At 72.4% G+C, this 23,849-nt stretch carries 20 protein-coding genes and 1 tRNA gene; 10 read left to right on the forward strand and 11 right to left on the reverse strand.

All coding sequences use genetic code 11. The features are described 5' to 3' along the window. Positions 1-20 precede the first annotated feature (20 nt). A complete protein-coding gene (locus tag ACPA54_RS38035) occupies positions 21-1,982 on the reverse strand; it encodes a hypothetical protein (RefSeq protein WP_423536984.1) in 1,962 nt (653 codons plus the stop codon). A gap of 55 nt (positions 1,983-2,037) precedes the next feature. Further along, positions 2,038-3,669: a helicase HerA-like domain-containing protein gene (locus tag ACPA54_RS38040; protein WP_423536986.1), complete on the reverse strand. Its 1,632-nt coding sequence runs from the start codon at positions 3,667-3,669 to the stop codon at positions 2,038-2,040. Positions 3,670-3,857: 188 nt separating this feature from the next. Here ACPA54_RS38040 and ACPA54_RS38045 point away from each other — a divergent pair, with 188 nt between their 5' ends. The 3 genes from ACPA54_RS38045 to ACPA54_RS38055 all read left to right on the forward strand — a co-directional run bounded on the left by ACPA54_RS38045 (position 3,858) and on the right by ACPA54_RS38055 (position 5,542). Beyond that, positions 3,858-4,154 (forward strand): type II toxin-antitoxin system VapB family antitoxin, encoded by a 297-nt coding sequence (locus ACPA54_RS38045; RefSeq protein WP_235057682.1) that lies wholly within the window; start codon positions 3,858-3,860, stop codon positions 4,152-4,154. Between the two features lie 213 nt (positions 4,155-4,367). After that, the gene (locus ACPA54_RS38050) at positions 4,368-4,997 is read left to right on the forward strand and encodes a LytR C-terminal domain-containing protein (protein ID WP_423536988.1); all 630 of its coding nucleotides are present in this window, start codon (positions 4,368-4,370) and stop codon (positions 4,995-4,997) included. Between the two features lie 143 nt (positions 4,998-5,140). Beyond that, positions 5,141-5,542, forward strand: a complete 402-nt coding sequence (locus ACPA54_RS38055; protein WP_423536989.1) for a DUF2784 domain-containing protein — start codon at positions 5,141-5,143, stop codon at positions 5,540-5,542. Between the two features lie 21 nt (positions 5,543-5,563). On the opposite strand, the gene ACPA54_RS38060 is transcribed toward ACPA54_RS38055, so the two are convergent. The 5 genes from ACPA54_RS38060 to ACPA54_RS38080 form a co-directional block, all read right to left on the reverse strand. Continuing rightward, positions 5,564-6,163 (reverse strand): histone deacetylase, encoded by a 600-nt coding sequence (locus ACPA54_RS38060; protein ID WP_423537012.1) that lies wholly within the window; start codon positions 6,161-6,163, stop codon positions 5,564-5,566. 176 nt (positions 6,164-6,339) lie between these two features. Beyond that, a tRNA-Ser gene (locus ACPA54_RS38065) sits at positions 6,340-6,426 on the reverse strand. A gap of 10 nt (positions 6,427-6,436) precedes the next feature. Next, complete coding sequence (gene tadA, locus ACPA54_RS38070; RefSeq protein ID WP_423536990.1) at positions 6,437-6,892, reverse strand: tRNA adenosine(34) deaminase TadA; 456 nt, start codon at positions 6,890-6,892, stop codon at positions 6,437-6,439. A gap of 62 nt (positions 6,893-6,954) precedes the next feature. Beyond that, positions 6,955-7,398, reverse strand: a complete 444-nt coding sequence (locus tag ACPA54_RS38075) for a tRNA adenosine deaminase-associated protein (RefSeq protein WP_423536992.1) — start codon at positions 7,396-7,398, stop codon at positions 6,955-6,957. A 265-nt stretch (positions 7,399-7,663) separates the two neighbouring features. Then, entirely contained in the window at positions 7,664-8,050 is a 387-nt protein-coding gene (locus ACPA54_RS38080; RefSeq protein ID WP_423536994.1) for a hypothetical protein, read from the reverse strand. Between the two features lie 2,216 nt (positions 8,051-10,266). Here ACPA54_RS38080 and upp point away from each other — a divergent pair. The 5 genes from upp to ACPA54_RS38105 all read left to right on the forward strand — a co-directional run bounded on the left by upp (position 10,267) and on the right by ACPA54_RS38105 (position 13,953). Further along, entirely contained in the window at positions 10,267-10,905 is a 639-nt protein-coding gene (upp, locus tag ACPA54_RS38085) for a uracil phosphoribosyltransferase (RefSeq protein ID WP_345680816.1), read from the forward strand. Positions 10,906-11,513: 608 nt separating this feature from the next. Next, positions 11,514-11,705 carry a hypothetical protein gene (locus tag ACPA54_RS38090; RefSeq protein ID WP_423536995.1) on the forward strand — a complete coding sequence of 64 codons (192 nt, stop codon included), beginning with the start codon at positions 11,514-11,516 and terminating at the stop codon, positions 11,703-11,705. A 117-nt stretch (positions 11,706-11,822) separates the two neighbouring features. Continuing rightward, positions 11,823-12,422 carry a PH domain-containing protein gene (locus tag ACPA54_RS38095; protein WP_423536997.1) on the forward strand — a complete coding sequence of 200 codons (600 nt, stop codon included), beginning with the start codon at positions 11,823-11,825 and terminating at the stop codon, positions 12,420-12,422. A 3-nt stretch (positions 12,423-12,425) separates the two neighbouring features. Next, on the forward strand, positions 12,426-12,719 hold the full coding sequence (locus tag ACPA54_RS38100) for a Dabb family protein (protein ID WP_423536999.1): 294 nt from the start codon (positions 12,426-12,428) through the stop codon (positions 12,717-12,719). Positions 12,720-13,044: 325 nt separating this feature from the next. Further along, entirely contained in the window at positions 13,045-13,953 is a 909-nt protein-coding gene (locus ACPA54_RS38105) for a SigB/SigF/SigG family RNA polymerase sigma factor (protein ID WP_423537000.1), read from the forward strand. 160 nt (positions 13,954-14,113) lie between these two features. On the opposite strand, the gene ACPA54_RS38110 is transcribed toward ACPA54_RS38105, so the two are convergent. Beyond that, the gene (locus ACPA54_RS38110) at positions 14,114-16,696 is read right to left on the reverse strand and encodes a SpoIIE family protein phosphatase (protein WP_423537002.1); all 2,583 of its coding nucleotides are present in this window, start codon (positions 16,694-16,696) and stop codon (positions 14,114-14,116) included. A gap of 417 nt (positions 16,697-17,113) precedes the next feature. On the opposite strand from ACPA54_RS38110, the gene ACPA54_RS38115 reads away from it, so the two are divergent. Continuing rightward, a complete protein-coding gene (locus ACPA54_RS38115; protein WP_423537003.1) occupies positions 17,114-18,040 on the forward strand; it encodes an RNA polymerase sigma factor SigF in 927 nt (308 codons plus the stop codon). A 412-nt stretch (positions 18,041-18,452) separates the two neighbouring features. Here ACPA54_RS38115 and ACPA54_RS38120 read toward each other — a convergent pair whose 3' ends face one another. Beyond that, positions 18,453-19,568, reverse strand: coding sequence for a tyrosine-protein phosphatase (locus tag ACPA54_RS38120; RefSeq protein WP_423537005.1), 1,116 nt, complete (start codon positions 19,566-19,568; stop codon positions 18,453-18,455). A 305-nt stretch (positions 19,569-19,873) separates the two neighbouring features. Continuing rightward, positions 19,874-21,043 (reverse strand): tyrosine-protein phosphatase, encoded by a 1,170-nt coding sequence (locus ACPA54_RS38125; protein WP_423537007.1) that lies wholly within the window; start codon positions 21,041-21,043, stop codon positions 19,874-19,876. A 357-nt stretch (positions 21,044-21,400) separates the two neighbouring features. Here ACPA54_RS38125 and ACPA54_RS38130 point away from each other — a divergent pair, with 357 nt between their 5' ends. Then, the gene (locus ACPA54_RS38130; protein WP_423537009.1) at positions 21,401-23,368 is read left to right on the forward strand and encodes a protein phosphatase 2C domain-containing protein; all 1,968 of its coding nucleotides are present in this window, start codon (positions 21,401-21,403) and stop codon (positions 23,366-23,368) included. Between the two features lie 111 nt (positions 23,369-23,479). On the opposite strand, the gene ACPA54_RS38135 is transcribed toward ACPA54_RS38130, so the two are convergent. Continuing rightward, positions 23,480-23,695, reverse strand: a complete 216-nt coding sequence (locus tag ACPA54_RS38135) for a hypothetical protein (RefSeq protein ID WP_345680807.1) — start codon at positions 23,693-23,695, stop codon at positions 23,480-23,482. Between the last annotated feature and the right edge of the window lie 154 nt (positions 23,696-23,849).

Consider the following 23,849-nt stretch of genomic DNA (forward strand, 5'->3'; position numbering starts at 1 on the left):
GCCGGGCATGCCCCCGCCGGTCAGCCTTCGGCGCCCGCCGCCGGCGTCCCGACCGCCGCACACACTTCGGCGAGTTCGGCGACCGTCCCGGCGAATTCCGGCAGGAGCTGCACGAACACCGCCCAGGCCTCGGGCTCGGTGCCCAAGTGGCGGACGGCGTGGGTGCCGAGGGCGGCGAGGACCTCGGGGCCGCGGGCGTCGGAGCAGTGGCGCGGCAATGCGGCCAGCGCCGCGGCAGCAGGGTTGGCGACGGCCAGGAGCTGCTCCGGGTCCACGAACCGTACCCACTGATTGCGGCTGTCCTGGGCTTCCAGCGGAAACTCCCGGATCCGCTCGTCCGGTCGGTAGTCCCACTGATCGCGGGGCCGGGGCACCGGCGGCTTGGTGCGGGCGTGCAGCTTGGCGCGTTCGGCGGTCAGCGTGTCGGGAGTCCCGGCGGCGAGCGCCGCTTCCGCTTTCTTGGCGATGACCGCGCTCAGCCCGTCCGGCACGGATGTCAGCACACCCTCGACCGCTTGCGCGCCCCCGCGTTCCCACAGCGCGAGGACCACGTCGAGCTGGTCGATGCGGCGCAGCCGCGCGGCTTTCGGGAGTGCCTCGCAGACCAGCGCGGGGTCGCCGGAGTAGACCGCGGTCGACCATTCGGCCGCGGCCGGGTCGTCGATGACCGCCTGCCGCAGCTCCGGATCCATCGGCCTGCGCGGCCCGCCGCTCGGCGAGACGCCGCCGAGGATTTCGCGCCGGACGGCAGCGCTCACCCCGGACTTGTTGAGCGCGAGGATCCGGTCGAGCGCCGGGTCTTCGTACGCCTGAAGGCGGCGCGCTTCGGCGTCCCGCAGGTGCTGGTGCCCCGCGGCTTTCGCGAGGAGCACCGGATGGCCGCTGCGGTGCGCGAGTTCGATCACCTCGGCCGGGATGGGGACGTGGCCCTGGATCAGGTCGCGGACCAGATCGCCGTCCAGATACGGCAGCACGGCCTCCACATCCGCGATGTCGAGGCGCCGGATCAGGAAGAGCAGTGCGGGGCGGACCTTCGCCGACGCGGTGATCACCGTCGGCACGGCGCGGGTGGCGCCGTCGGGGCCGTCGGGGCCGTCGGGCGAACCCGCGATCTCGTCGAGCAGCACGGACAGCGGCACCTCGGCGCGGGCCAAGCGCGCGCCGAGGGCGGCCCAGGCCTCGGGCTTGGTGCCGAGCGTGCGGGCGAGAAGCGGGCGCAGCATCGCGTCGGCGTCGGATTCCCGCGCGAACTGCGCGGCGTGCTCGCGGGTGAGCTTGGCGAGCACCTGCACGGCGACCAGCGCCGGGGACATCCGGGTCCACAGCGCGGCGGGATCCACGGCCCCCAGAGCGAGGGCGGACTCGACCGCCGGCGCGATCTCCGCGCTGGACCCCCGCGGGACGTCAGGGTCGTGCAGGAGAGGCCGGAGGTCCGCGTGCCGCGACCGCCAACCGGGCGCGGGGTCGGCACGCACGCGGGCCGTGTACCCGACCTCGGGGTGCGCGGCGAGCAGCCGGACGGCCTCGTCCGCACCGCAGTCCGCCTCCCGGATACGCAGCCAGGCACCGTCGGCGGCGTTCCCCGGCACACCCGCGTGCGCCGCTCCCGGGGCATCCGCGTTGTCCGGCGATGCCTCCGCCTCCGCACGCATCTCGGCGAGCGTGCGTGCGAAGAACGGCAGCGGCTGGTCAGGATCGAACGCCTTCCGGCGTATGTCGTCGCCCCCCGCTTCGATGAGCCAGGCCAGTTGCCGTGGGGTCAGGTGCGGGTTGCCGGCCAGCGCGACGACGTCCTCCGCCGCGCCGTGCCCGGCGACGACCCGCACGAACGCGTCGGGCAGCGCCACCGGCACCGCCAGCAGTTCGGCGAACGCGCCGGGCGCCATGGCACCGGCCACCCGGCGCACCACCCGCCCCGCCGTCTCCGCGTCGCGTTCGGCCAACGCGGCAATCACCAAATGAACGGGCGGCTTTGCGGACATCTCTCCCCCGGGTCGGGCACGGTGGCGACCCGGCCGAGTATGTCAGCGGCGGGTGTCAGCGGCGCCGCTTGGCCGTGCCGAAAAGGCTGCGGGTGATCTCCCGCACGGCGGTGTTGACCGCGCCTTTGACCGCCGAACTCTTCATGATCTGCTCGACCATCGTCTGATCCTGCTTGCCGCCGCGGCGGCGCCCGTCCCCGTCGCCCCAGGCGGCATCCTTCCGTTCGGCTTCGTCGGCCTTGGCGCGCTCGTCCGCCTGCGCCTGGTCCGCGGCCTGCTGGGCGGCGGCTTGCTGGGCGGCGGTGAGCTTCTCGAACGCCGACTCCCGGTCGACGGCGGTGCCGTACTTCGCCAGCAGCGGCGACGCGGCCACCGCGGCCTGCATCTGCGCCGCGTCGACCTGCCCCATCAGCGACTCGGGCGCCCGCAGCCGGGTCCACGCGACCGGGGTCGGTGCGCCCTTCTCGGACAGCACGGTGACCACGGCCTCGCCGGTGCCGAGCTGGGTGAGGACTTCCCCGAGGTCGTACGACGACTTGGGGAACGTCGACACCGTCGCCTTGAGCGCCTTCGCGTCCTCCGGCGTGAACGCGCGCAGCGCGTGCTGCACCCGGTTGCCGAGCTGGGCGAGCACGTCGCCGGGCACGTCCTTGGGCGTCTGCGTGACGAAGAAGATCCCGACGCCCTTCGACCGGATCAGCCGCACGGTCTGGGTGATCGCGGTCAGGAACGACTTGGACGCGCCGTTGAAGAGCAGGTGGGCTTCGTCGAAAAAGAACACCAGCTTCGGCTTGTCCAGGTCGCCGACCTCCGGAAGGTCGGCGAACAGGTCGGCGAGCAGCCACATCAGGAACGTGGAGAACAGCTGCGGCTTGTCCTGCACGGCGTTGAGTTCGAGGACCGACACCATGCCGCGGCCGTCCGCCGCGGTGCGCAGCAGTTCCGCGGTCTCGAACTCGGGCTCGCCGAAGAACACGTCGCCGCCGTTGTTCTCCAGCGTGATCAGCGAGCGCAGGATCACCCCCGCGGTGGCCGACGACAGGCCCCCGACGTTCTTCAGCTCCTCCTTGCCCTCGTCGGACGTGAGGTGCTGGATGACCGCGCGCAGGTCCTTCAGGTCGAACAGTTCGAGGCCGCGCTCGTCGGCGTAGTGGAAGATCAGGCCGAGCGAGGACTCCTGGGTCTCGTTGAGGCCGAGGATCTTGGCGAGCAGGGTCGGCCCGAACGCGGTGATCGTGGCGCGCACCGGAATGCCGGTGCCCAGGCCGCCCAGCGCATAGAACTCGGTGGGATAGCCGTGCGGCTGCCAGTCCTGCCCGATCTCCGCGGTGCGCGCCTGCAGCTTGTCGTTGGGCACGCCGGGCTGCGAGATCCCCGACACGTCGCCCTTGATGTCGGCGAGGAATACCGGCACGCCCTGCGCGGCAAGCTGCTCGGCGATCAGCTGGAGCGTCTTGGTCTTGCCGGTGCCGGTCGCCCCGGCGACCAAGCCGTGCCGGTTGAGCATGCCGAGGGGGATGCGGATCTGCGCGTCGCGGCGGCCCGCACCGTCCACGACGAGCGCGCCGAGGTCGAGTGCGGGGCCGGTGAACGCGTATCCGTCGGAAATCGCGGCGACCGCGGCAGGACTCCCGCCGCCCTCGCCGCCGTTTTCGACGTTGCCGGTGCCGCCGCTCTGAGCCGCCATCGGCGCTCCCTCGTCGCTCGCCGGCGGCATGCGCCAGCCATTCGTACCAATACAAGAGAAATATCCCATTTGTTCACCCACCCAAGGCGCGCGACGCGCCCGCCGGAATCGACGAGAAGCCGACGAGTCGGCGACGAGTAGGCCACGGCGGGGACCGCACGCACCCGGGCCCCGGTAGGCTGCACCCTGTGATCTTCAAGCGGATCGGTGACGGCAAGCCGTACCCGGACCACGGGAGGTCGGGTGCCCGCCAGTGGGCCGACATCGCCCCGCGGCCGGTGCGTCTGGACCAGCTCATCACGACGAAGCGCCAGCTCGACCTGGACACCCTCCTGGCCGAGGACTCGACGTTCTACGGCGACCTGTTCGCCCACGTGGTCAAGTGGCAAGGCGACCTCTATCTGGAGGACGGGCTCCATCGCGCGGTTCGCGCTGCCCTCCAGCAACGCCAAGTGCTCCACGCCCGCGTGCTCGACCTCGGCTGACGGGCGAGGGGGGAACCGCCGCCACCCGTCCGGGCTCGCCCGGACGGCGCAGCCGACGGCGGTCGTAGGCCCGGCTCCCGCGCGCGCGTTCGCGGGGTGCGGCGTTAGTGTCGGCAGCACGGCGACCGGGACCGACGCCGGGTTCCGGCGCGCACACACACATCGCCCTGACCGGTCGTCAGCCGGGGGCGCGAGGAGGATGGGGGCGCGTCGATGAGCATGCTCACTCCCCGCGGCATGCGGGGTCAGTACAAGATCACCGGCAAGATCTACCCGCGGATGACCCGCCGGCGCCGCAAGTGGCCGGTGGTCGTGGCGTGCCTCGTCGCGCTCACCGTCCTGAGTACCGGCGCGTTCGCCGTCTACCACTTCACGAAGGACGACTCGTCCTCGAACGCCGCCGCCGGCTGCCCGAGCAAGTCGCCCTCCGCCTCCGGCGCACCGGCGACCCCGGCCGCCCAACCGGTCTCGCTTGCCAACCTGCCCGCGCCGTCCGCGATCACGGTCAACGTGTACAACGCGACCCAGCGGCCGGGCCTCGCCAAGGGCGTCGCCGACGAGCTGAAGAAGCGCGGCTTCGTGATCGGCAAGGTCACCAACGATCCGCTCAAGCAGCAGATCACCGGACCCGGCCAACTCCGCGCCGGCGTGCCCGGCAAGGGCCCGAGCACCGTCGTCGCCGCCCACCTGGCCGGCACCCAGGCCGTCGAGGACGCCCGCACCGACGGGTCGGTCGACCTGGTCCTCGGCGAGGGGTTCCAGACCCTGGCCACCCCGGAAGCGGCCGCGGCCGCCCTCGCCCCGCCGCCCGCTCCGGCGGCGTCGACACCGGCGCACTGCTGACCTTTCCTTTCGGCCCTCGGCACCGTCCTCGGACCTGCCTCCGGCACCTCCGCTGCCCCCCGCGCGACGTCCGCGGCGGGGCAGCGCTGTTTCCGGTCCGGCCGGCGGCCCTATTCGGCCCGGTTTCCGGGCATGGGACCGGTATGGGGTACCGGATCCTGGCCGACGCCACCGTGGTCGTGCACTTCGCCTTCCTCGGCTACGTCGTGTCCGGCGGCTTCCTGGCCTGGCGCCACCCGCGGATGATCTGGCCCCACCTCCTCGCCGCCGCGTGGGGCCTGGCGATCGTCGTCACGGCCGTCGACTGCCCGCTCACCCTGCTGGAGAACTGGGCACGCGAACAGGGCGGACAGCCTCGCCTCACGCACGGCTTCATCGACACCTACCTCCAAGGCGCCGTCTACCCCGCGCGCTACACGCGGCTGCTCCAACTGTTGGCCGCCGGATGCGTCCTGGTGTCGTGGTCGGTGCCGATGCGGCGCCGGCTCGAGGCCCGCCGGGCGGGCGACCCGCATCCCGGCCGCCCACACCACGGGCACTCGTGACGGTCGGCGCCACCGCGACGGTCAGCACTCCGGCGACAGCGGGCTTTCCCGCAGGAGCCGCGCGATCTCGCCCGGCGACCACACGCCCCGCGCCCCCGGGCACTCCGCCAAGTACGCCGCGCTCCGCTCCGCCGTCCACCCGTGCGCCTCGCACAGCCCGGCCCCCAGATGCCGCAGATACGCCGCGGCCGGCGCGTTCCACGGCACATCGCCGCTCCGCCACGGGGCAGTGACAGTGAGCACGGGGAATCCGTCCAGCCACCCGGGGCACACCACCGTCTCGTAGCGCCCGGGACCGAGCGCGTCCCTCCCGTCCCGCACGGCCCGCGCCGGATCGAGGTCGCCGTCCGGCAGCCGACGCATCTCCTGCGCCGCGATGTCGGAGAACTGCCCCACGGTGACCAGGTACGCCCGGCCGACCGCCTCCCCGCTGTCGCCTGGGTCGTACAACCCCAGCCCACCCGTCCAGACGTGCGACTCCAACGCGAAATACAGCCGCCCCGGCAGCACCACCGGCACCGTGCGCCCCGGCGGCGCGGCATCCCGGCACCCCGGATACACCCGCGCCCCGCCCGCGGGCCGACCGCCGCGCAGGTAGCAGGCGAACCGCGCCGCATGCATATTCGACGCATACGCCGCGTACCACACCCGACCCGGCACCCCTGCCGCCACACCATCCCGCCGCACCGGCCGCCGAGGCTCGCTCACTCCGACCCGGTCCCCCGAATCCCCGCGCCCGAAAAGCAGGAAGCCGGGCCGGTCCTTACGGACCAACTCGGCTTCCTTACTGCTGAGAGCGGTAGCGGTGGGATTTGAACCCACGGAGGAGTTGCCCCCTCACACGCTTTCGAGGCGTGCTCCTTAGGCCGCTCGGACACGCTACCGAGGGAGAGCCTACCCGACGTCACCCCGTGCTCCGAAACCGGATTCGCGGAAGAAGGCGGTGAGGACCTCGGCGCACGCGTTTTCGAGGACGCCGGAGATCACTTCGGGGCGGTGGTTGAGGCGGCGGTCGCGCAGGACGTCGCGGAGTGAGCCGGCCGCGCCGGCCTTCTCGTCCCACGCGCCGAAGACGACGCGGTCGACCCGGGCCAGCACGATCGCGCCCGCGCACATCGTGCACGGTTCGAGGGTGACGACCAGGGTGCAGCCGGACAGCCGCCATTCGCCGACCGCCTTGGCGGCCTCGCGCAGGGCGACGATCTCGGCGTGCGCCGTCGGGTCGCCGTGCGCCTCGCGCTCGTTGCGGCCCCGGCCGACCACCGCGCCGTCGCGGTCGAGGACGACGCACCCGATGGGGACGTCGCCGGTGGCCGGGGCCAAGGCCGCCTCGTCGAGTGCGAGGCGCATCCACGGTTCGTACCGGGTCCGTACCGGGCCTCGGCGGTCCGGCGCGGTATCCGGGACGTCCGTCAACGCACGGTCTCCAGTTCGTCGGCGCAGCCGAGGCGTTCGGCGATGACGACGAGGGCGTCGGCCGGGAGGCGTCCGCCGCCGCCCAGTTCGGCGAGTTCGTCGGCGGTGACGCCGAGGTCGGCCAGGACCGACTCGTCGCCGGCCGGGCCGCTCGGCGGCGCTTCCTCGTCGTCGTCCGGGTCGTGCCCGAGGACGTCGGCGGTCAGCAGGGTGTCGCCGTACGCGCTGCGGCCCACCGCGGCGGCGTCGGAGACGTAGATGCGCGGATCCTCTTCGCCGTCCACGCGGACGACGGCGAACCAGGTGTCCTCCTGCTCGACGAGCACGAGGACCGGCTCCTCGTCGACGGAGGAAGCGCGCGCGAGATCGGCGATCCCGTCGAGGTCCTCGACGTCGTCGAGGTCGACCTCTCGCGCCTCCCATGTCTGTTCAGTGCGCACAAGCACTGCGGCGAAGTACGCCACCGGACTCTCCCAGGTCGTCGGACTCGGCGCGGCCGGTCTCCCGGTCCGCGCGCACTGCCGTGATTTTGTCGGGTCCCACCGCTGCCTTCCCCCGGCTCGCGAAACGGGAGGGGCCGGTTCCGGGCCCGGAACCACGGTGGTGCTTCCCTCCCGCATCGTGGCAGAAACGGGGGCGTCTCCGCGCGGATTGGGGATGCCCGACCCGGTGCGTCGTGCGGGGGTTTGTCGACCTGACGGAGTGTCAGTAGCGGAATGTCCGCATCCGCATCATCTGCCGCAGTCGCGCGGTGCGGGTACGGCGCGGCTGGATCCGCTCCCGCAGCTCGTGCGCTTCGGCCAACTCCCGGAGAAACAAAGCCCGTCGGCGCAGCCGCTCGGCGTCGGTCTCCTCGGGGCGCCCTTCGGGCGCGCGGATGGGCGTGGAGATGACGGGGACGTCGCCGGAGACGGGGTCGGGGGCGTCCTCCGGGTGGCCGTCGGGGGCATCGCCGCGGTCTTGGGCGGCGGCGGTGTCGGGCCGCTGGGGTGACGACGCGGCGCGTCGGCCGACGGAGGCACGGGTGTCGGCGGCGGCATCGTCGACCGCCGCTTCGCGGGCTTGGGAGGCGACGGCGTCAGGCCCGCGCATCCGGGAGGACGCACGCCGGGCCGCCGAGGCAATGCCGTCGGCCTCGCGCTTGTGCGCGAAAGCGGTCTGGTCGTCGGGAGCTGCGTCGCGGGCTTGAGCGGTGGCGGCGTCGGGGCCGCGACGCCTCCGGGAGGAGGCACGCCGGGCCGCCGAAGCAGTGCCGTCGGCGTCGCGGTCTTGCGGAGTCGGGGGCCGGTCCGTGGTGGTGGCGCTTTTGCGGACCTGGTCCGAGGATCCTGCGGCGGCGCCCGGGGCGACCACCGGGCCGCGTTCGCTCGACGTGGCGCCGGCGGTGCGGCTCGTGGCGGCAGGAGCGTTGGCCGCGCGGCGTGCGACGGCGCCGCGGTCGTCGGTGGCAGCACGACGTCGACGACCGGTGCCCCGCTCGTCGGCAGCGGCGTCTTGCCCGGCGCGACGCGGCGAAGCGGCGCGTCGGTCAGCGGGGGCAGCGCGGCCTGCGGAACCCGAAGGGGAGGCTGCGCCGCCGTCGGTCGCCTGTTCGCCACCGGCTCGGGACGTCGCGCCGGCGCCCCGCCCTGCCTTGCCGCCGCCGCTGCCGCTGCCGCTGCCGCGTGATGCCTTGCCCGCGCGGGTTCGGGAACGCGCCGTCGCTTCCGGCCCGTCGGCCGGCCCGGACGCGCGCTCGGGGTCGGCCGCGGGCGCCCGCCCCGTGCGCCGCTTGGCCCGCGCGGGCTTTGCGGCCGAGGCGGGTTCGGTGTCACGGGACTTGCGCCGCGGCCGGTCGGCACCGTCCTGGTCACCGACTCGCGCCGCCGACGCCGAGCGCGCCTTGCCGGCCGCCGAACCGGTCGCCCGCGGCTCACCGGAATGCGCGCCGGACTGCGCCCGCGCCGCGTCGCCACCGCCACGCGGCCGACCGGACGAGGCCGAGTCACCGCGCCGTTCCACCAACGTGCCCTTGCCCTTGTCCGCACCTGATCGCGACGAGCCGGCCGTGGCGGCCGCGGCCGTGCCGTTCTTGCCACCCCGCGCCGCCCCCGTGGCCGAGCGCGCGTGCGGGCGTTCGAGGGACGAGTCGCCGGGCTGCCCGGACGCCGGGCCGGAGGCGTCCCCGACGGGTCGACCATGTCCCACCTCGGCGTCCGCTACGGCGGCACCGCCACGGGACACCGCCCCCGCAGCGACGGACGCACGCACGGCCGCGGCCTGGTGCGGAGCCCCGGCGCCGGTCCTGGCGACCTCACCTGCACGAAGCGCCGCCACCGCGGTGCCCGTCGTGCCGGCCCGCGCAGTACGCGCCACAGCCCCGCCCGCAGACGCGGCCTCCTGACGAGCCCGGACGCTTTCACTCCCCACGGACGCCTTGCGTGCCGCAACCGCACCTGCGGCACGGGACGCCGTGGCACGTGAAGGGTCCCGGCGCGAAGCGGTTCCGTTCCGCGCCACAGCTTCCACGCGTCCGTTTTGCGCGGCAGCTTCGTCGCGCCCGTTCCGCGAGGCGGCTTCCCCAGGCACCGCGGACCCGTCGCGTGACACACCCGAGGCGTCGGGCGCGCGCGCTCCGGCGGCACGATCGCCGCGCGCCGAGCGGGCGGCCGCCGGGGCGGATTCGGTCGCGTTGGTGTTGCGCCCTGGCTGCTGCCCCATAGGGCCCCCTCGCGGTGCACCTCTACGACCCGACCTCACCAACCTGCCCGCTCGGCCGGAAATGCGCCACCGCAACCAGCCCGCGACACTGTCCCCGCACACCTGGCCCATGCCAGGGGCGGTGCCCCGACCTCGCCAGGGCAAACCGGCCGCCCACGCACCCGCGCCCCGCCGACACCGCCCCACCGGCAGTCGACAGCCGTCGGATCCGCCCCAGCAGACGGCCCCCGCCACCGACTCGAACGCCGCGACGGCAGCGCCGGGGAAACCGCCACGGTGCCCACCGGAATAGCGGAGCAAAGCCAGGGCCCCCGGCGGTCACACGGCACCCCATTCCCGCCCCTGACAACCGCGCCGAGCCCGGTCGGCCGCCCGCAACTATCGGCGGCCCGCCGAGCAGCGCTCCGACCCGGCCTACCGACTCCACCAAGCACCCCCGAGCCCACACCGAGTGCCCCGACCACACCTCCGCCCGCCACCGGCCGCCCCGGCGCCGCCCCAGGCACGACCGAGCACGACGCGCCGGCATTGGCCGGCCTCGTCCAGCCTCACCTCCGGGCCCACCACGCCGTCCCGGCCCACCCCCGGCCGCGCGATACTGTCTCACCATGCGGATTCACGTCGTCGATCACCCTCTCGTCGCCCACAAGCTCACGACCCTGCGGGACGAGCGCACCGATTCGCCGACGTTCCGGCGCCTTGCCGACGAACTGGTGACGTTGTTGGCGTACGAGGCCACCCGGGACGTCCGGGTGGACCAGGTCGAGGTGCGGACGCCGGTGGCGGCCACCACCGGGGTGAAGCTGTCGTACCCGCGGCCGCTCGTGGTGCCGATCCTGCGGGCCGGGCTCGGGATGCTGGACGGCATGGTGCGGCTGCTGCCGACGGCCGAGGTCGGGTTCCTCGGCATGATCCGCGACGAGGGCACCCTGCAGCCGTCGACGTACGCGACCCGGATGCCCGACGACCTCACCGGCCGCCAGGCCTACGTGCTCGACCCGATGCTCGCCACCGGCGGCACGCTCGTCGCCTCGACGCAGTTGCTGATCGACCGCGGCGCCGCCGACGTGACGGCGATCTGCCTGCTGGCCGCGCCGGAAGGCGTCGCACTGATGCAGGAGGCCTTCAAGGACGCGCCCGTTCCGGTGACCGTGGTGACCGCGTCGGTCGACGAGCGGCTCAACGAGCACGGCTACATCGTTCCCGGACTGGGCGACGCGGGCGACCGGCTGTACGGCACCGCCTGACCCGTCCGGCCGCGGCCGACCGGGCGACCGTCACCGACGTCCCACGCCAACTCCCCGTACCGCCAAGCACGTCCGTGTTTCCGGGCCGAAAGTCCCGGCGCGGCGGGACGTCCGCCGGATGCGGCGGGCCGCCGTGCGGCGCAGACTGGATGGTGTGTCCGGGGCTGGGCAGGAGCCCCCGACACCCCGGGACTCCGGGCCGATGCCTGCGACGGTACGACCCACCGTTGCTCCGGCCGGGTCCCAGATGGAAGAGGGAGCGACCGACATCCCCCCGCGGCCGCTCCCTTTTCCCTTGCCCGGACCGCCCGTCCCGCCCCGGACCGCCCGTCCCGGCCCTTCCCGTCCACGCTTCCCGCCCGCCCCTTCCCCCGCCCTCGCGCGGCCGGACGCCACCCCCGGAGCCGCACGGACGTTCGCCTCGAGGCGACACACCCCCGGCAAAAGCACGGGCAATGCGCAAGCCAAGTTCCGGGCAGGGAGACCGCGACCAATCCCGCATTCCCGGACATTCGAGCTACGCCTTCGGGCCCTTCGGGTGCGCGAACGGCGTGGAGGCTCGCCGCAGTCCGCAGCGACCGGTATCAATGAGGGTGAGCGCCTGGGCGGTGCTTCTCAGGGGAGGCGGGACGATGCAGGTGCAGGCCAAGAAGATCGTCGGCGTACTGCTCATAAGCTTCGTCATCTATACGATCATCGCCACGCCGGACAAGGCGTCGGACCTCATCGCGCAGTGGTTCTCGGCGATCTCGTCGTCGTCCAAGTGGGTCGGCAACCAGATCGGCAATCTGATCAACTGAGCCGCGCGGTACGCCCGCGCGCCCCGAAACACCCGTGCCGATACCGCCCGCCGCCCTGCCCGCCCGCGCCCCACGCCTGCCCGAACCCTGACCCGGAAGCCCCGAGACCCGCCGCCGATGCTGGACCCGTCGATACGCCCGAAGACCGTGCAGCGGTACCTGCTGCCCGGCGAGCGGTGCGCCATCGCGGTCCGCCGCCACTGGTCCGTCCTGCTGCGGCCCGGCTCCACCGCCTTCGGCGCGACCGCGCTGGCCGTCCTGCTCGCGCTGTACTTCCCGGACGAGAACGTCGTCGTGCATCTGGCCCTGTGGCCGGTCGTCGCCGCGTCCGTGCTGTGGCTGACCTGGCACTACCTGGTCTGGCGGCACGACTACTTCTTCGTCACCGACCGGCGGGTGATGGTGACCACCGGCGTGCTGACCCGCCGGGTGCTGATGCTGCCGCTCGCCGAGGTCTCGGAGCTGAAGTTCGAGCGGCCGCTGGCCGGCCGGATCCTCGGCCACGGCACGCTGGTGCTGGAGTCGGAAGTCTCCGAGGAGGCGCTCCAGGCAGTGGAGTATGTTCCGTGGCCGGACACGGTCTATGTGCGGATGTGCGACCTCCTGTACCCGTCGTCGGCATCCGCGGCCAAGACCCCGGCGTCCGAGGCCCCGGTACCGAAGCCGCCGGGACCGAGAAAACCCGTACCGAAGAAATCCGAACCATCCGAGGGGTAAGCGATGATCCGCCACCTGGTCCTCTTCAAGCTCAACGAGGGCGTCTCGCGCGACGAACCGCGCGTGGCCGAAGGTGACGCGGCCTTCCGGGCCCTCGGCGACACCATCCCCGAGCTGACCTTCTGGCAGTGCGGCTGGAACATCACCGACCGGGACATCGCGTACGACTACGCCATCGTCTCGGACGTCGCCGACGCCGACGCCCTCCAGCGCTACCTCACCCACCCGGACCACCAGGCCGCCGCGGCGAAGTGGCGCGAGTTCGCCACCTGGGTCATCGCCGACCTGGAGAGCTGACCCGAAGCCTGTACCGGGCCCCCTCCGTGCGGCCCGGATCCGGAAGAGCACCGACCCGGATCCGGGCCCGCCGCACGCCCCGAACCCGGTGACCCGCGGGTAACTTTCGTGTATTTCTCGACTTTCCGCCTCGAATTTTGTCCGATTCCTCACCGATTGACCGGTGCAAGCGCCCGAGTTGATGCGCTTCACCGGACAAATCCAAGATGTCGCAAGGGGTTTGGGAGCGCGCGGCGCCGGTATGTGGAGAGCGAACAACGGCTGCCCGCCGGACGGGGCGGACCAGCCGACCGGGTTCGGCTCCGATGAGGAGGTGGGCTTTCCCGTGCTGGTTCGCGAGACGGACGCGCCGGTGGCCACGGTGGAAACCGCAGAGACTGCGGAGACGGCCGTGACGGCGCAGGCGGCGGAAACGACCGAGACGACCGACGCCGCGGCGCAGCCCGCGCCAGTCCCCGCGCCACGTGCGGCGGAGGCGTCACTCGACACCCGCGTGCTCTCCCGCACCCTGCTGCTCCGCTTGTCGGAGGTCGAGGAAGGCTCGCCCGAGCATGCGTACGTACGCAGCACGCTCGTCGAACTCAACCTCCCCCTGGTCCGGTTCGCGGCCAACCGGTTCCGCAGCCGCACCGACCAGTACGAGGACGTGCTGCAGGTCGGCACGATCGGCCTCATCAAGGCGATCGACCGGTTCGACCCGCACCGCGGCGTCGAGTTCCCGACCTACGCCGTTCCGACGATCATCGGCGAGATCAAGCGCTTCTTCCGCGATACGTCGTGGAGCGTGCGGGTCCCGCGGCGCCTCCAGGAGCTGCGCCTCGCGCTGGCCGAGGCCACCGAGGAGTTCTCGCACAAGCACGACCGTGCGCCGACCGTGGTGGAACTCGCCGGGCATCTCGGCATGACCGTGGACGAGGTGCTGGAAGGCATGGAGGCGGCCAACGCCTACTCGCCGGCCTCGCTGGACGCCCACGACCTCGACGACGACCGCGACAACGCCCTCATCGCGCGCCTCGGGCAGGAGGACGAAGCCCTCGACGGCGTCGAGTACCGCGAAGCGCTGCGGCCGCTGCTGGCCCGGATGGCACCGCGTGACCGGCAGATCATCATGCTGCGGTTCTTCGGCAACATGACCCAGTCGCAGATCGGCGAACGGCTCGGCATCTCCCAGATGCACGTGTCCCGGCTGCTGGCCCGCGCGCTGGCCCGGCTGCGCGCGGACCTGTCCGCCTGAGAAGAACCGAGAAGACCCGACAAGACCTGAGAAGACCCGAGAAGACCCGAGAAGACCTGGGAAAACCTGGGAAAACCTGGGAAGACCGGGGAAACGCGGCAACCGGCGGCGTCCCAGGGGCGTGGCAGCGGCATGACCAGGGCACGCACCCGGGCATGCCCTACGCCCGGCCGGCGCCGTCGTACCGGGCGAGCAGCAGGGCGATGTCGTCGCCCAGTTCGCCGATGCGCCGGGCGATCAGGTGTCCGGCGAGGCCGTCCGGGGTCATGCCGCGGCCGTGCTCGAGGGTGTCGAGCATCCACGCGACACCGTCGTCCAGGCTGAGCCCGCGCGACTCGACCAGTCCGTCGGTGCACAGCACGAGCACGTCGCCGGGCGCAAGCGCGACCTCGGTGGCGGGGTAGCGGGCGCCGGTGTCGATGCCCAGCGGCAGGCCGCCGGGCACGTCGACGAGCCGGGTGCCGTCGCGGCCGAGCACGGCCGGATGCGTGTGTCCGGCGCGGACGATCACCGCGCGGCCGTTCGACGGGTCGAATTCGACGTACGCGCAGGTCGCGAACAGGTCGGTGCCGAGCCCCGCGGTCAGCGCGTTCGTGCGCCGCACCACTTCGGACGGTTCGTGGCCTTCCACCGCGTACGCCAGGACCGCCGTGCGGAGCATGCCCATGATCGCCGCGGCGTCCACGCCGTGGCCCTGCACGTCGCCGATGACCAGCCCGGCTTTGCCGTTGGGCAGCGAGATCACGTCGTGCCAGTCGCCGCCGACCTGCATGCCGACGGTCGCGGGTATGTACCGGGTGGCGATGGTCAGGCCGCCGATGCGTGCGGGCCGCCCGGGCAGCAGGCCGCGCTGCAGGCCCGCGGACATCGCGTGCTCGTCGTCGTAGCGGCGCGCCCGGTGCAGCGCGCGGGCGAGCAGTGCGCGCAGTTGCCCGAACAGCCGGAAGTCGTCCGGCCCGAAGTCGCGTTCGCGGTTGTACGACAGCACCGCGGTACCGACCGACTCCCCCGACGCGATCAGCGGGAGGAACACCCACGCCTGCCGCCCCGCGGCGTCGGCGAGGATGTCCAAGTGCGGGTAGCGGCGCAGGTATTCGGCCCGTGACCGGATCGCGAAGGCGCTGCGGCGCCGGATCGCCTCGACGAACGGCGCGTCGTCGTCGAGTTCCCACACCGGGTATCCGGCGGCGGCGCGCGGCGGATACCCGGCGTGCCCGACGACGCGCAGCCGCCCGTCCTGCACCATGCCGATCGCCAGCCCGTCCGCACCGCACACCGCGGGCATCCGCCGTGCGGCGCGCACCACTTCGTGGACGGTGAGGGACTCGGCGAGCGCGGCGGTCAGCAGCTGGATGCGGGCCTGCTGGGCGGCGGCCACCTGCGCGGCTTCGCGGAGCTTGGCCTCGTGGCGGCGTTCCGCGGTGATCTCGACGCAGAACAGCAGCATCTGCCGCTGCCGCGGATACGCGCTGACCCGGAACCAGCGGTCGTCTTCCGGGACATGCAGGGTGAACGTTTGCGCACGGTGTTCCTGGAGTGCGGTGAACAGCCGGCGTCCCCAGCCGTGGTGCCGCGCTTCGGGGAGCAGGGCGTGCAGGGGGTGGCCGAGGATGTCGGCGCGCGGGCGGCGGAACAGCCGCTCGCTGGCGGCGTTGGCGTAGACGAGCCGCCATTCGCCGTCGACAACGATCACCAGGGCGTCGATCTCCTCGGCCTGCCGGGCGAGGGTGAGCCGTAGGTCGGGCAGCTCGGTGACGTCGGTGACCACGCCGCGCAGGCGGCGCGGCCGGTCCCGGTCGGCCGGGGCGACCCCGGCGCGGACCTCGACCCAGTGCTCGCGGCCGTCGGCGTCGTGCAGGCGGTGCCCGACGTGGAAGACGTCGTCGGCGGTGAACGCCTCGGCGAGCTGGAGCCGCAGTCCGGGGAAGTCGTCGCGGTGGAAGGCGCACAGCACCGGTTCGATGGGGCCGGAGTAGCGGCCTTCCAGACCGAACACCCGGCTCAGCCGGGTGTCGAAGGCGACCTGGCCGGCCGCCAGGTCCCAGTCGAAGGTGCCGGTGCCGACCGCGTCCAGGGTGGCGAGGGTGGCCTCGGCGCGGGCCAGCGCGGCCGAGCGGCGGCCGGACGCGCGCCGCGGGGCGGCGTCGGTGTGCGCGCCGAGGAAGTCCTCGGCCCGGGGCGGGTCGCCGAGCCGGGCGATCTCGTCGCCGATCAGCTCGGCGTAGGCGCGGATCCGGGCGAGGAGCCGCCGGTCGAACGGGACGGTGTCGCGGAACGCCACGGTGAGCACGCCGCGTGCGGGCTCCGCGGGATCGGGCGCGCTGCCTATCGTGCCGCTCATCGGCACGCACACGCAGGCGCCGGCGCCCTCGCCCCAGGTCCGGCTGTCGTGCCGCGGGTACCGGGCGGTGCCGAGGACGCGGTCTTCGAGGATCACCGGGCGGCCGGTGTGCAGCGCGTCGGTGACCGGCAGGCGCTCGTCGTGCAGGATCCGGCTGTAGAGGTGCACGGTCGCCGGTTCCGGGGTGCCGTCGGCCACCAGGCCGGCCGCGCCGCGCAGCTCGGCGATGTCGTCGTGCGACACGTGGACGAGGACCGCGGCGACCTCGGCGAAGCCGGCGCACGTGTCGGTGATGTCGGCGAGCAGCGGCTCGAGGGCGTCCTGCAGGCCGGACCACGACCAGGCGGGGGCGTACGCGCCGACCGCGCGAGGGCCGGGAAGCGGCGTCACGGCACTGCTCATAGCCTCACCTGGCCTGTCCCGCGCGGTGTTCCCCGTGATCCCCGTGCTCCGCTTGCTCATCGCCGCCGGATACCCGTTTTCCCGTCACCGTCACGCGCGCTCTCCCTGTGGCGTACGTCGCGCAAGGTTACGCGGGTGGTAAACGGCTTGGCTGGACAACACACCTATAGCAATAACAGCCCATTCGCGCCACTCGTGAGCATAAACAGCTACGTATCTTGATCGACATTCGCCTTGATTTGACCTGTACCACTACCAAGTCTGTGTGATATGAAGAATTTTGATGCAAAATGTCTGGTTTACCCGAAGCGGTTTGATAAGGCCCGCGCTTCTGGTATTGATCTGATGGACACCGACCGGTATCGATCCGGCCAGTCCGGAAACGCCGGTACTAGACGACCCCGCGATGAGGTACGGATGTCTGCCCTGCTCGAGAGCCAGCACGTTCAGCAGCACGTTCAGTCCGAACCGGTACCTCGCACTCTCCCCGAGGTCCCCTCCGGGCGGCGGTCCGCCGCCGACCCGGGACAGCTCACCGCCCGCTCGCCCGACGCCGTATCCGATGCCGGAACGGACGCCGAAGACGGCGCCGGCTCCGACGTCCGCAAGCTGTCGGCCGTGCTCTTCGCCCGCCTGGCCACCCTCGAACGCGGCACCCCCGAGCACACCTTCGTCCGCGACCAGCTCATCCGGCAGAACCTGCCGCTGGTCCGCTACGCGGCCAACCGCTTCCGGCACCGCAACGAACCGCACGAGGACGTCGTCCAGGTCGGCACCATCGGCCTCATCAAGGCCATCGACCGCTTCGACCCCGACCGCGGCGTGCAGTTCCCGTCCTACGCCATGCCGACGATCATCGGCGAGATCAAGCGCTACTTCCGCGACAGCGGCTGGTCCCTGCGGGTCCCCCGCCGGGTCCAGGAACTGTGGCTGTCCCTCTCCGAGGCGATCGAGACCCTGTCGCAGGCCAACGACCGGGCGCCGACCGTCGCGGAGATGGCCGCATACCTGCAGGTCACGCAGGAAGAAGTGGTCGCCTGCCTGGAAGCCACCAACGCCTACGCGCCGTCGTCGCTGGACGCCACCGACGGCTCCGACGAGCGCACGCTCGCCGACCGGCTCGGCTACCAGGACCAGGCCCTCGAAGGCGTCGAGTACCGCGAGGCGCTGCGCCCGCTGCTCAGCCGCCTCCCGGCCCGCGAGCGCAAGATCCTCATGATGCGCTTCTTCAACAGCATGTCCCAGTCGCAGATCGCCACCGAACTGGGCATCTCGCAGATGCACGTCTCCCGCCTGCTGTCCCGCACGCTCACCCGCCTGCGCAGCGAACTGGGCGACTGCTGAACGTAGTTTCGTTCCACCGCGAACCGGCGCGGCGCACGTCCACGGGGGCGCGGGGGAACCGGGAGGGGACCCGTCCGCACGACAGTCGACACAGTGACCGCCACCGCGAACGTCACCGTCGGCCGCGCCTGCGGAAGCTCGGACACCGTGCAGGACCGCCGTTTCCCACCAGGAAACGCATAGGAATGGTTGGGGAACCACCACACATCGGTGATCGCAACGCCCCGGGAGAGAACGCCGTCACCGGAGGGCCAGGACTCGTGGACAAGTCCAAAAAGCAACTTGTCGCCCCGCCTGGACGCCGCCGCCCGCGACACCGTGTCGCGGTCGGGGACGTCGAGGCGGGGCGATCGGTTCCCGGGGACCACACCGAGCGCGAGTCCGCGCCGGGAAGGCCGTCCGGAAGGCCGGATCAGACCGACAGCAGCCGCAGCTTGAGCTTCGCCAGCGTCAGGCCGTCGATGCCCAGGCCGTTGCGCAGGTAGTTGTCGAACGAGCCGTACACCTTGCGCACCTCGTCGAACCCGGCGTCCAGGTACGAGGTCTGCACGCCCAGCAGCGGACGCACCAGCTCCGGGTTCTGCAGCGCGCCCGACGCCACCATGCCGTTGATCGTCGCGTCGATGCTCGGCTTGAGGTAGTCGTTGCTCGCCAGGTAGTCCGTGTACACGGTGCCCTTGTCGACGCCCAGCGCGGTCAGCAGCGTGGCCGCCATCCAGCCCGTACGGTCCTTGCCCGCCGAGCAGTTGAACGCCACCCGCGCACCGGACGCCACCGCCTTCAGCACCGCCGCGAACTCGGCGCGCTTGGCCGGGTCGTTCACGAAGGACCGGTTCACGTCCTCCATGAACTTCTGCGCCTTGCCGTCGCCCAGCATCTCCTGCTGCTTGACCGGGTCGCCGCTGGAGACCGCCGCCACCACCGTCGCCAGCACACCGCCGTCGGACAGCGGCACCGAACGCGAATCCACGCCCGCCGGAAGGCGGTTCGGGCCGTTGCTGCCGATCTCGCCGGTGACCCGGAAGTCGTAGACCGCATCCAGGCCCAGCCCGGCCAGCTTCGCGACGCCCGCGTCGGTCGCCTTGCCGAAGCTGTCCGACCGGAAGACCTCGCCGTACTTCACGGTCCGGCCGTTCGCCGTCCGGTAGCCGCCCAGGTCACGGGTGTTCAGCGCACCCTGCACGCCGACACCGCGGGTCGCGGTCTCCACGCTGTAGCCGCCGTTGGCCGGCGCGACCACGAAGTACCAGCGCTTGCCCGCGTCCAGCCCGCTCACCACGGCACTGCCGGAGCGCGACGACGCGACCTTCTTGCCCGTGCCCTTCGGGTCGCGGGAGTCGGTCGAGGCGTACACGTCGACCTGGCCGTACGCCAGCACGCCCGTCCAGCGCACGGTGTACGAGCCGTCCGCACCGGCGGTCACCGACGCGTCGAGCAGGGAAGCCAGAGACGCCGACGACGCGGCCGGGTCGGCGGCACTGCCGTCGTCCGCGAGCGCGGCGGAGGAACCGGCAATGCCGAAAGCCAAGGCGGATGCCACGGCAACGGCGGCAAAACGAGTGCGACGAGCGCGCATACGGTGGTGCTCCCGTGTTGGTCCAAGAACGAAGCGCGCCGGGAACACCCGCGGACAGACGCGGGGCGCTGCAACCGGTACGCGCGAGACCACCCTAGTCACCGCCCCGCCGACCGATCCATACGGGACCGTACGCAGGGGGCGTGAGCGGCACCACACCCGCCCCGCACCCGCACGCACACACCCTGCCCCCGACATGCCGCCGCCCCCGCGGTCCCGGTGCCGGGACCGCGGGGGCGGACGTCACGTACTCGCGGTCAGACGCTCAGCAGCCGCAGCTTCAGCTGCGCCAGCGTCCGCCCGTCCAGACCCAGACCGTCCCGCAGGAACCGGTCGAAGGACCCGTACTGCTTCGCCACCTGGTCGAACGCCGCGTCCAGGTACTGCTTCTGCACACCCAGCAGCGGGTCGAGCAGGTCCGGGTTCTGCATGAGGCCCGCGTACTTCAGGCCCATCTTCGTCCGGTCGTTCGAGGCCTTCAGGTACGTGTTGCTCAGCAGGTAGTCCTGCGTCACCGTGGCCCGGTCCACACCGACCGCGCTCAGGATGATCGCGGTCATCCAGCCCGTGCGGTCCTTGCCCGCCGAGCAGTTGTAGAGCACCGTCTCACCCGCGGCGATCTTCTTCAGCACCGCCGCGAACTGCTGACGCTGCGACGCGTCGGCGACGAACGACTTGTTCGCGTCGATCAGCAGCTGCTCGGCCTTGCCGTTGCCGAGCGCCTCGGCCTGCTTGACCGGGTCCTTGCTCGCGATGACCTCGTTGAGCTTCGCGTACATGCCACCGTCCGACACCGGCACGCGCAGCACGTCCGTCCCGGCCGGCACCTTGTCCGGGCCGTTCAGGTTCACCTCGAAGTCGGTCCGCAGATCGGCCGCCGTGTCCACGCCCAGCTTCGCGAGCTTCGCCAGCTCGGCGTCGTTGAGCTTGATCAGCGCGTCCGACCGGAACACCTGGCCGTAACGCACCGTGAAGCCGTTCGCGGTGCGGTACCCGCCGATGTCCCGCGCGTTCGGCGCGTCCGGAAGCCCCAGGCCACGCTGCGCGACGACCACGCCGCCGAACGGATTGCCGTCCGGAACGAGCTGGAAGTACCAGCGCTGCGCCGGGTCCAGCCCGGTCACGGTGGCCGAAGAGCCGTTCACCACAGCCACCTGACGGCCCGTCAAGGCCGGCAGCGTCGGGTGCGTCGAGGCATACACGCGCACCGCGCTCGCCTTGCCCGACGCCGTCCACGTCAGCGTGACGGTACCGTCCGCCGCGACCTCCGCCGCCGCGCCGGACAGAACCGTCTTGCCGTGCTGCTTGGCGTCGGCCGCGGGTGCGGCGAACGCAGTACCGGAGACCGCGAGGGTCCCGGCAGTGGTACCCAACGTCAACGCCGCGACCAACGCACAGGTGGCGGCGCGCGTACGACGGAGCTTCATCCCACTCCAAGGGGTCGAGAGCCCGGACACGGCAAACGCAGGCCGGCCCGGGCATGTGAACTCGGCGGCAAGAACACGCAATCCGCGCGCCGCCGGTACCCGTCTCTGGACGGGTGCGCAGACTGTAAGCGAAAGGGGCGAAAGGATCGAGACCAGAAACGTATTTTTTGGTGGCCGGAATTCGAACAGGGAGCGATTCCGGCCGTACGGAACCGACTTCCCCACACGCCACAGCGGCCGAATCCGTGCGTTCACCCGCACCGTACGGGCAGGCTAGGACCGTGACATGACGCCGGGCGGCCAAGCGAGGCCCGCGGCCCTCGCGGGGAGCCCCCCGCACACCAGAAGGAGGCAATCGTGCCGGACGGTTTCGACAGGCGCCCCGCAACCGGCGACCGACCGCCGGCCCAGCGAACGGCAACGCCGCGGTTCGACGAGGACGACGACTACGACGCCGACGCGTACGGCGATCCCTACTCCGACGATCCTTACTCCGACGAGCCGTACGACACGGGCACCGACGACTACGCCGACCCCGACGGAGGCGACGCCCGCCCCGGCCGGGCCCGCCGCATCGCGAACTGGTTCGGGATCGGCATCCAGCAGCCCCCCGACGACGACCTCTACATCCGCGGCGACGACCAGCTGGAGAACGGCCCCGTCGACGGGCCCGCCATCCCCCCGCTCCCGGACGCCCCGCCGCCGCTGCCCGCCGCCCGCGAACCGCGCCGGACCACCGAACCGGCGCCCGGCACCGACCTGCCGGATCCGGACAGCGCACCGGCCCGCCGCCGCACCCGCGCCACCTCGCCGTGGGAAGACATCATGCTGGGCTCCGGGCCGCCGCCGGGCACACCGATGTCCGATGCCATGCCCTCCGACACGCTGGCCCCGCCGGACCTCGTCCCGCGCCCCGCACCGGCCCGCGGCGAACGCGTCGACGACGACGGCAGCCGGGACAGCCGGCCGTCTGAACCGCACACCGGCGTGCCCCTGCCGCAACGCCGCAAACCCAAGGGCAGTTCGGCGGACTCCGCCGCGGCATCGTCCACCACCGCCGCACCGAAGGCCTCCGCCACGCACGGCGACACACTCGCCGACTGGCTGGACCCGGTCGATCCCGTGGACCCGCTCGACCCGCGCGACGATCCGGCCAACTCCTCGGCAGCATCCGGAGGATCGGGCGGATCGGGCAGCTCGAAGCCCGGCTCCGAGCGGAACAGCGGGCTCCCCGCCTTCGACACGGACGACGGCGACACCGCCGATACTGCCGACACTGCCGACGAAGAGGCCGCGGACCGCACGAGCGTCCTCCGGGTACCGCCGCCCACGACGACCACCGTCATCCCGCCGGCTGCCGCCCGGACGGCGGCGGTACCGACCGCGAAAGCCGCCACGGCACCCGCGGCTTCGGCGTCGGCGTCGGCGCCGACCGACGGCGATTCATCCGCTTCGGCGCCGTCTGCCCCGCAATCCGACGGCCGACAGCGGGACTTGCGTCGGGAAGGCCCGGAACCCCGCCGCATGCTGCGCCTGTTGCCCACACCTGTACTCGCCGACGGCGGCGGCATGGTCGCCGAAGGCGGCACGGTGGGACGCATCACCGCCCGCGCCGCCGCGGTCCGCGGCGACCTGCACTCCCGCCAGGGCACACCCCGGCAGAACTCCTTCGCCGTCGGCCCCGATCCGAGCGGGCAGTGGACGATCGCCGTCGTCTGCGACGGCGTCGACGGCGGCTACGCGCCGGAGTTGGCCGCGCAGGTCGCCATCCGCAGCACCTACCGCGCGGTGGCGCGCATGGTCGCCGACGGACGGCACGAGGACTGGGACTGGACGGCGACGTTCGCCTCGGTCCAGACCGACCTGCGCACCCGGCTCTCCGAGATCGGGGCCCGGGCCCGCGCACTGGGACAACCGGCACCGGCTACCCGCCTCGCCGTCCTGGTCACCGCAGCCAAGCCGCTGGAAGACGACCGGGTCGACATGGCCGTCCTCGGCGACAGCACCATCCTGCGTCTCGCCGAGGGGGGTTGGCGTGCTCCGCTGGGCCTCCGCGAAACCCCCGCGGACGCCGCCCCGCCGGCGTTCCCGGAACAGGGCACCGAACACGTCCGGGTCTGCCGCACGACGTGGAAGCCCAGCGACGCCCTGGTCGTCATGACCGGCGGCTACGCCGAAGCACTCGGCGCCGAATCGGGCGGCCTGGCCGCACGTTTGGCCGAGGAATGGCGGCGCCCGCCGGAGATGCTGGAGTTCCTCGGACACGTCGCCGAGGGCTGCCGGGCCGGCGACGGCGCGGTCGTCGCGCTCTGGCCGGAGCCGTAGAAGGAAACTGTACGCACGGTGTCGACGCGGGAGGCCGACACCGACGGATACGGGTGAGGGCGAGGACGGTCTTCCGTCCTCGCCCTCACCACGTTGCGAAGACCCGGTTCGTCACGACAGGGCGACGACCGCGATGACGACGATGGCGATCACGGCGACGACGATGCCGCCGATCAGCGCCGGGGACATCCCGCCGCTGCGGTGGTGCGGCGCCGGCGCGGGAGAATCCGCACGGGAGGAAGCCGCGGCACCCTCCTGCTGGGCCACGAAGGCTTGGAACATCTGGGTGCTGGCTGCGGGGTCGTGGTGCTCGTTGTTCTCAGGCATGCGGTAGACCCTACCGCGCCGCGGTAAAGCCGTAGAAAAGCAGATAGCCCCGCCCGGTTACCCGGGCGGGGCTATCTGTAAGTAAATTCCGGCGGCGTCCTACTCTCCCACACCCCTTCGAGTGCAGTACCATCGGCGCTGAAGAGCTTAGCTT

The organism is Uniformispora flossi (assembly GCF_049534875.1).
GTDB classification, from domain to species: domain Bacteria; phylum Actinomycetota; class Actinomycetes; order Streptomycetales; family Streptomycetaceae; genus Yinghuangia; species Yinghuangia aomiensis.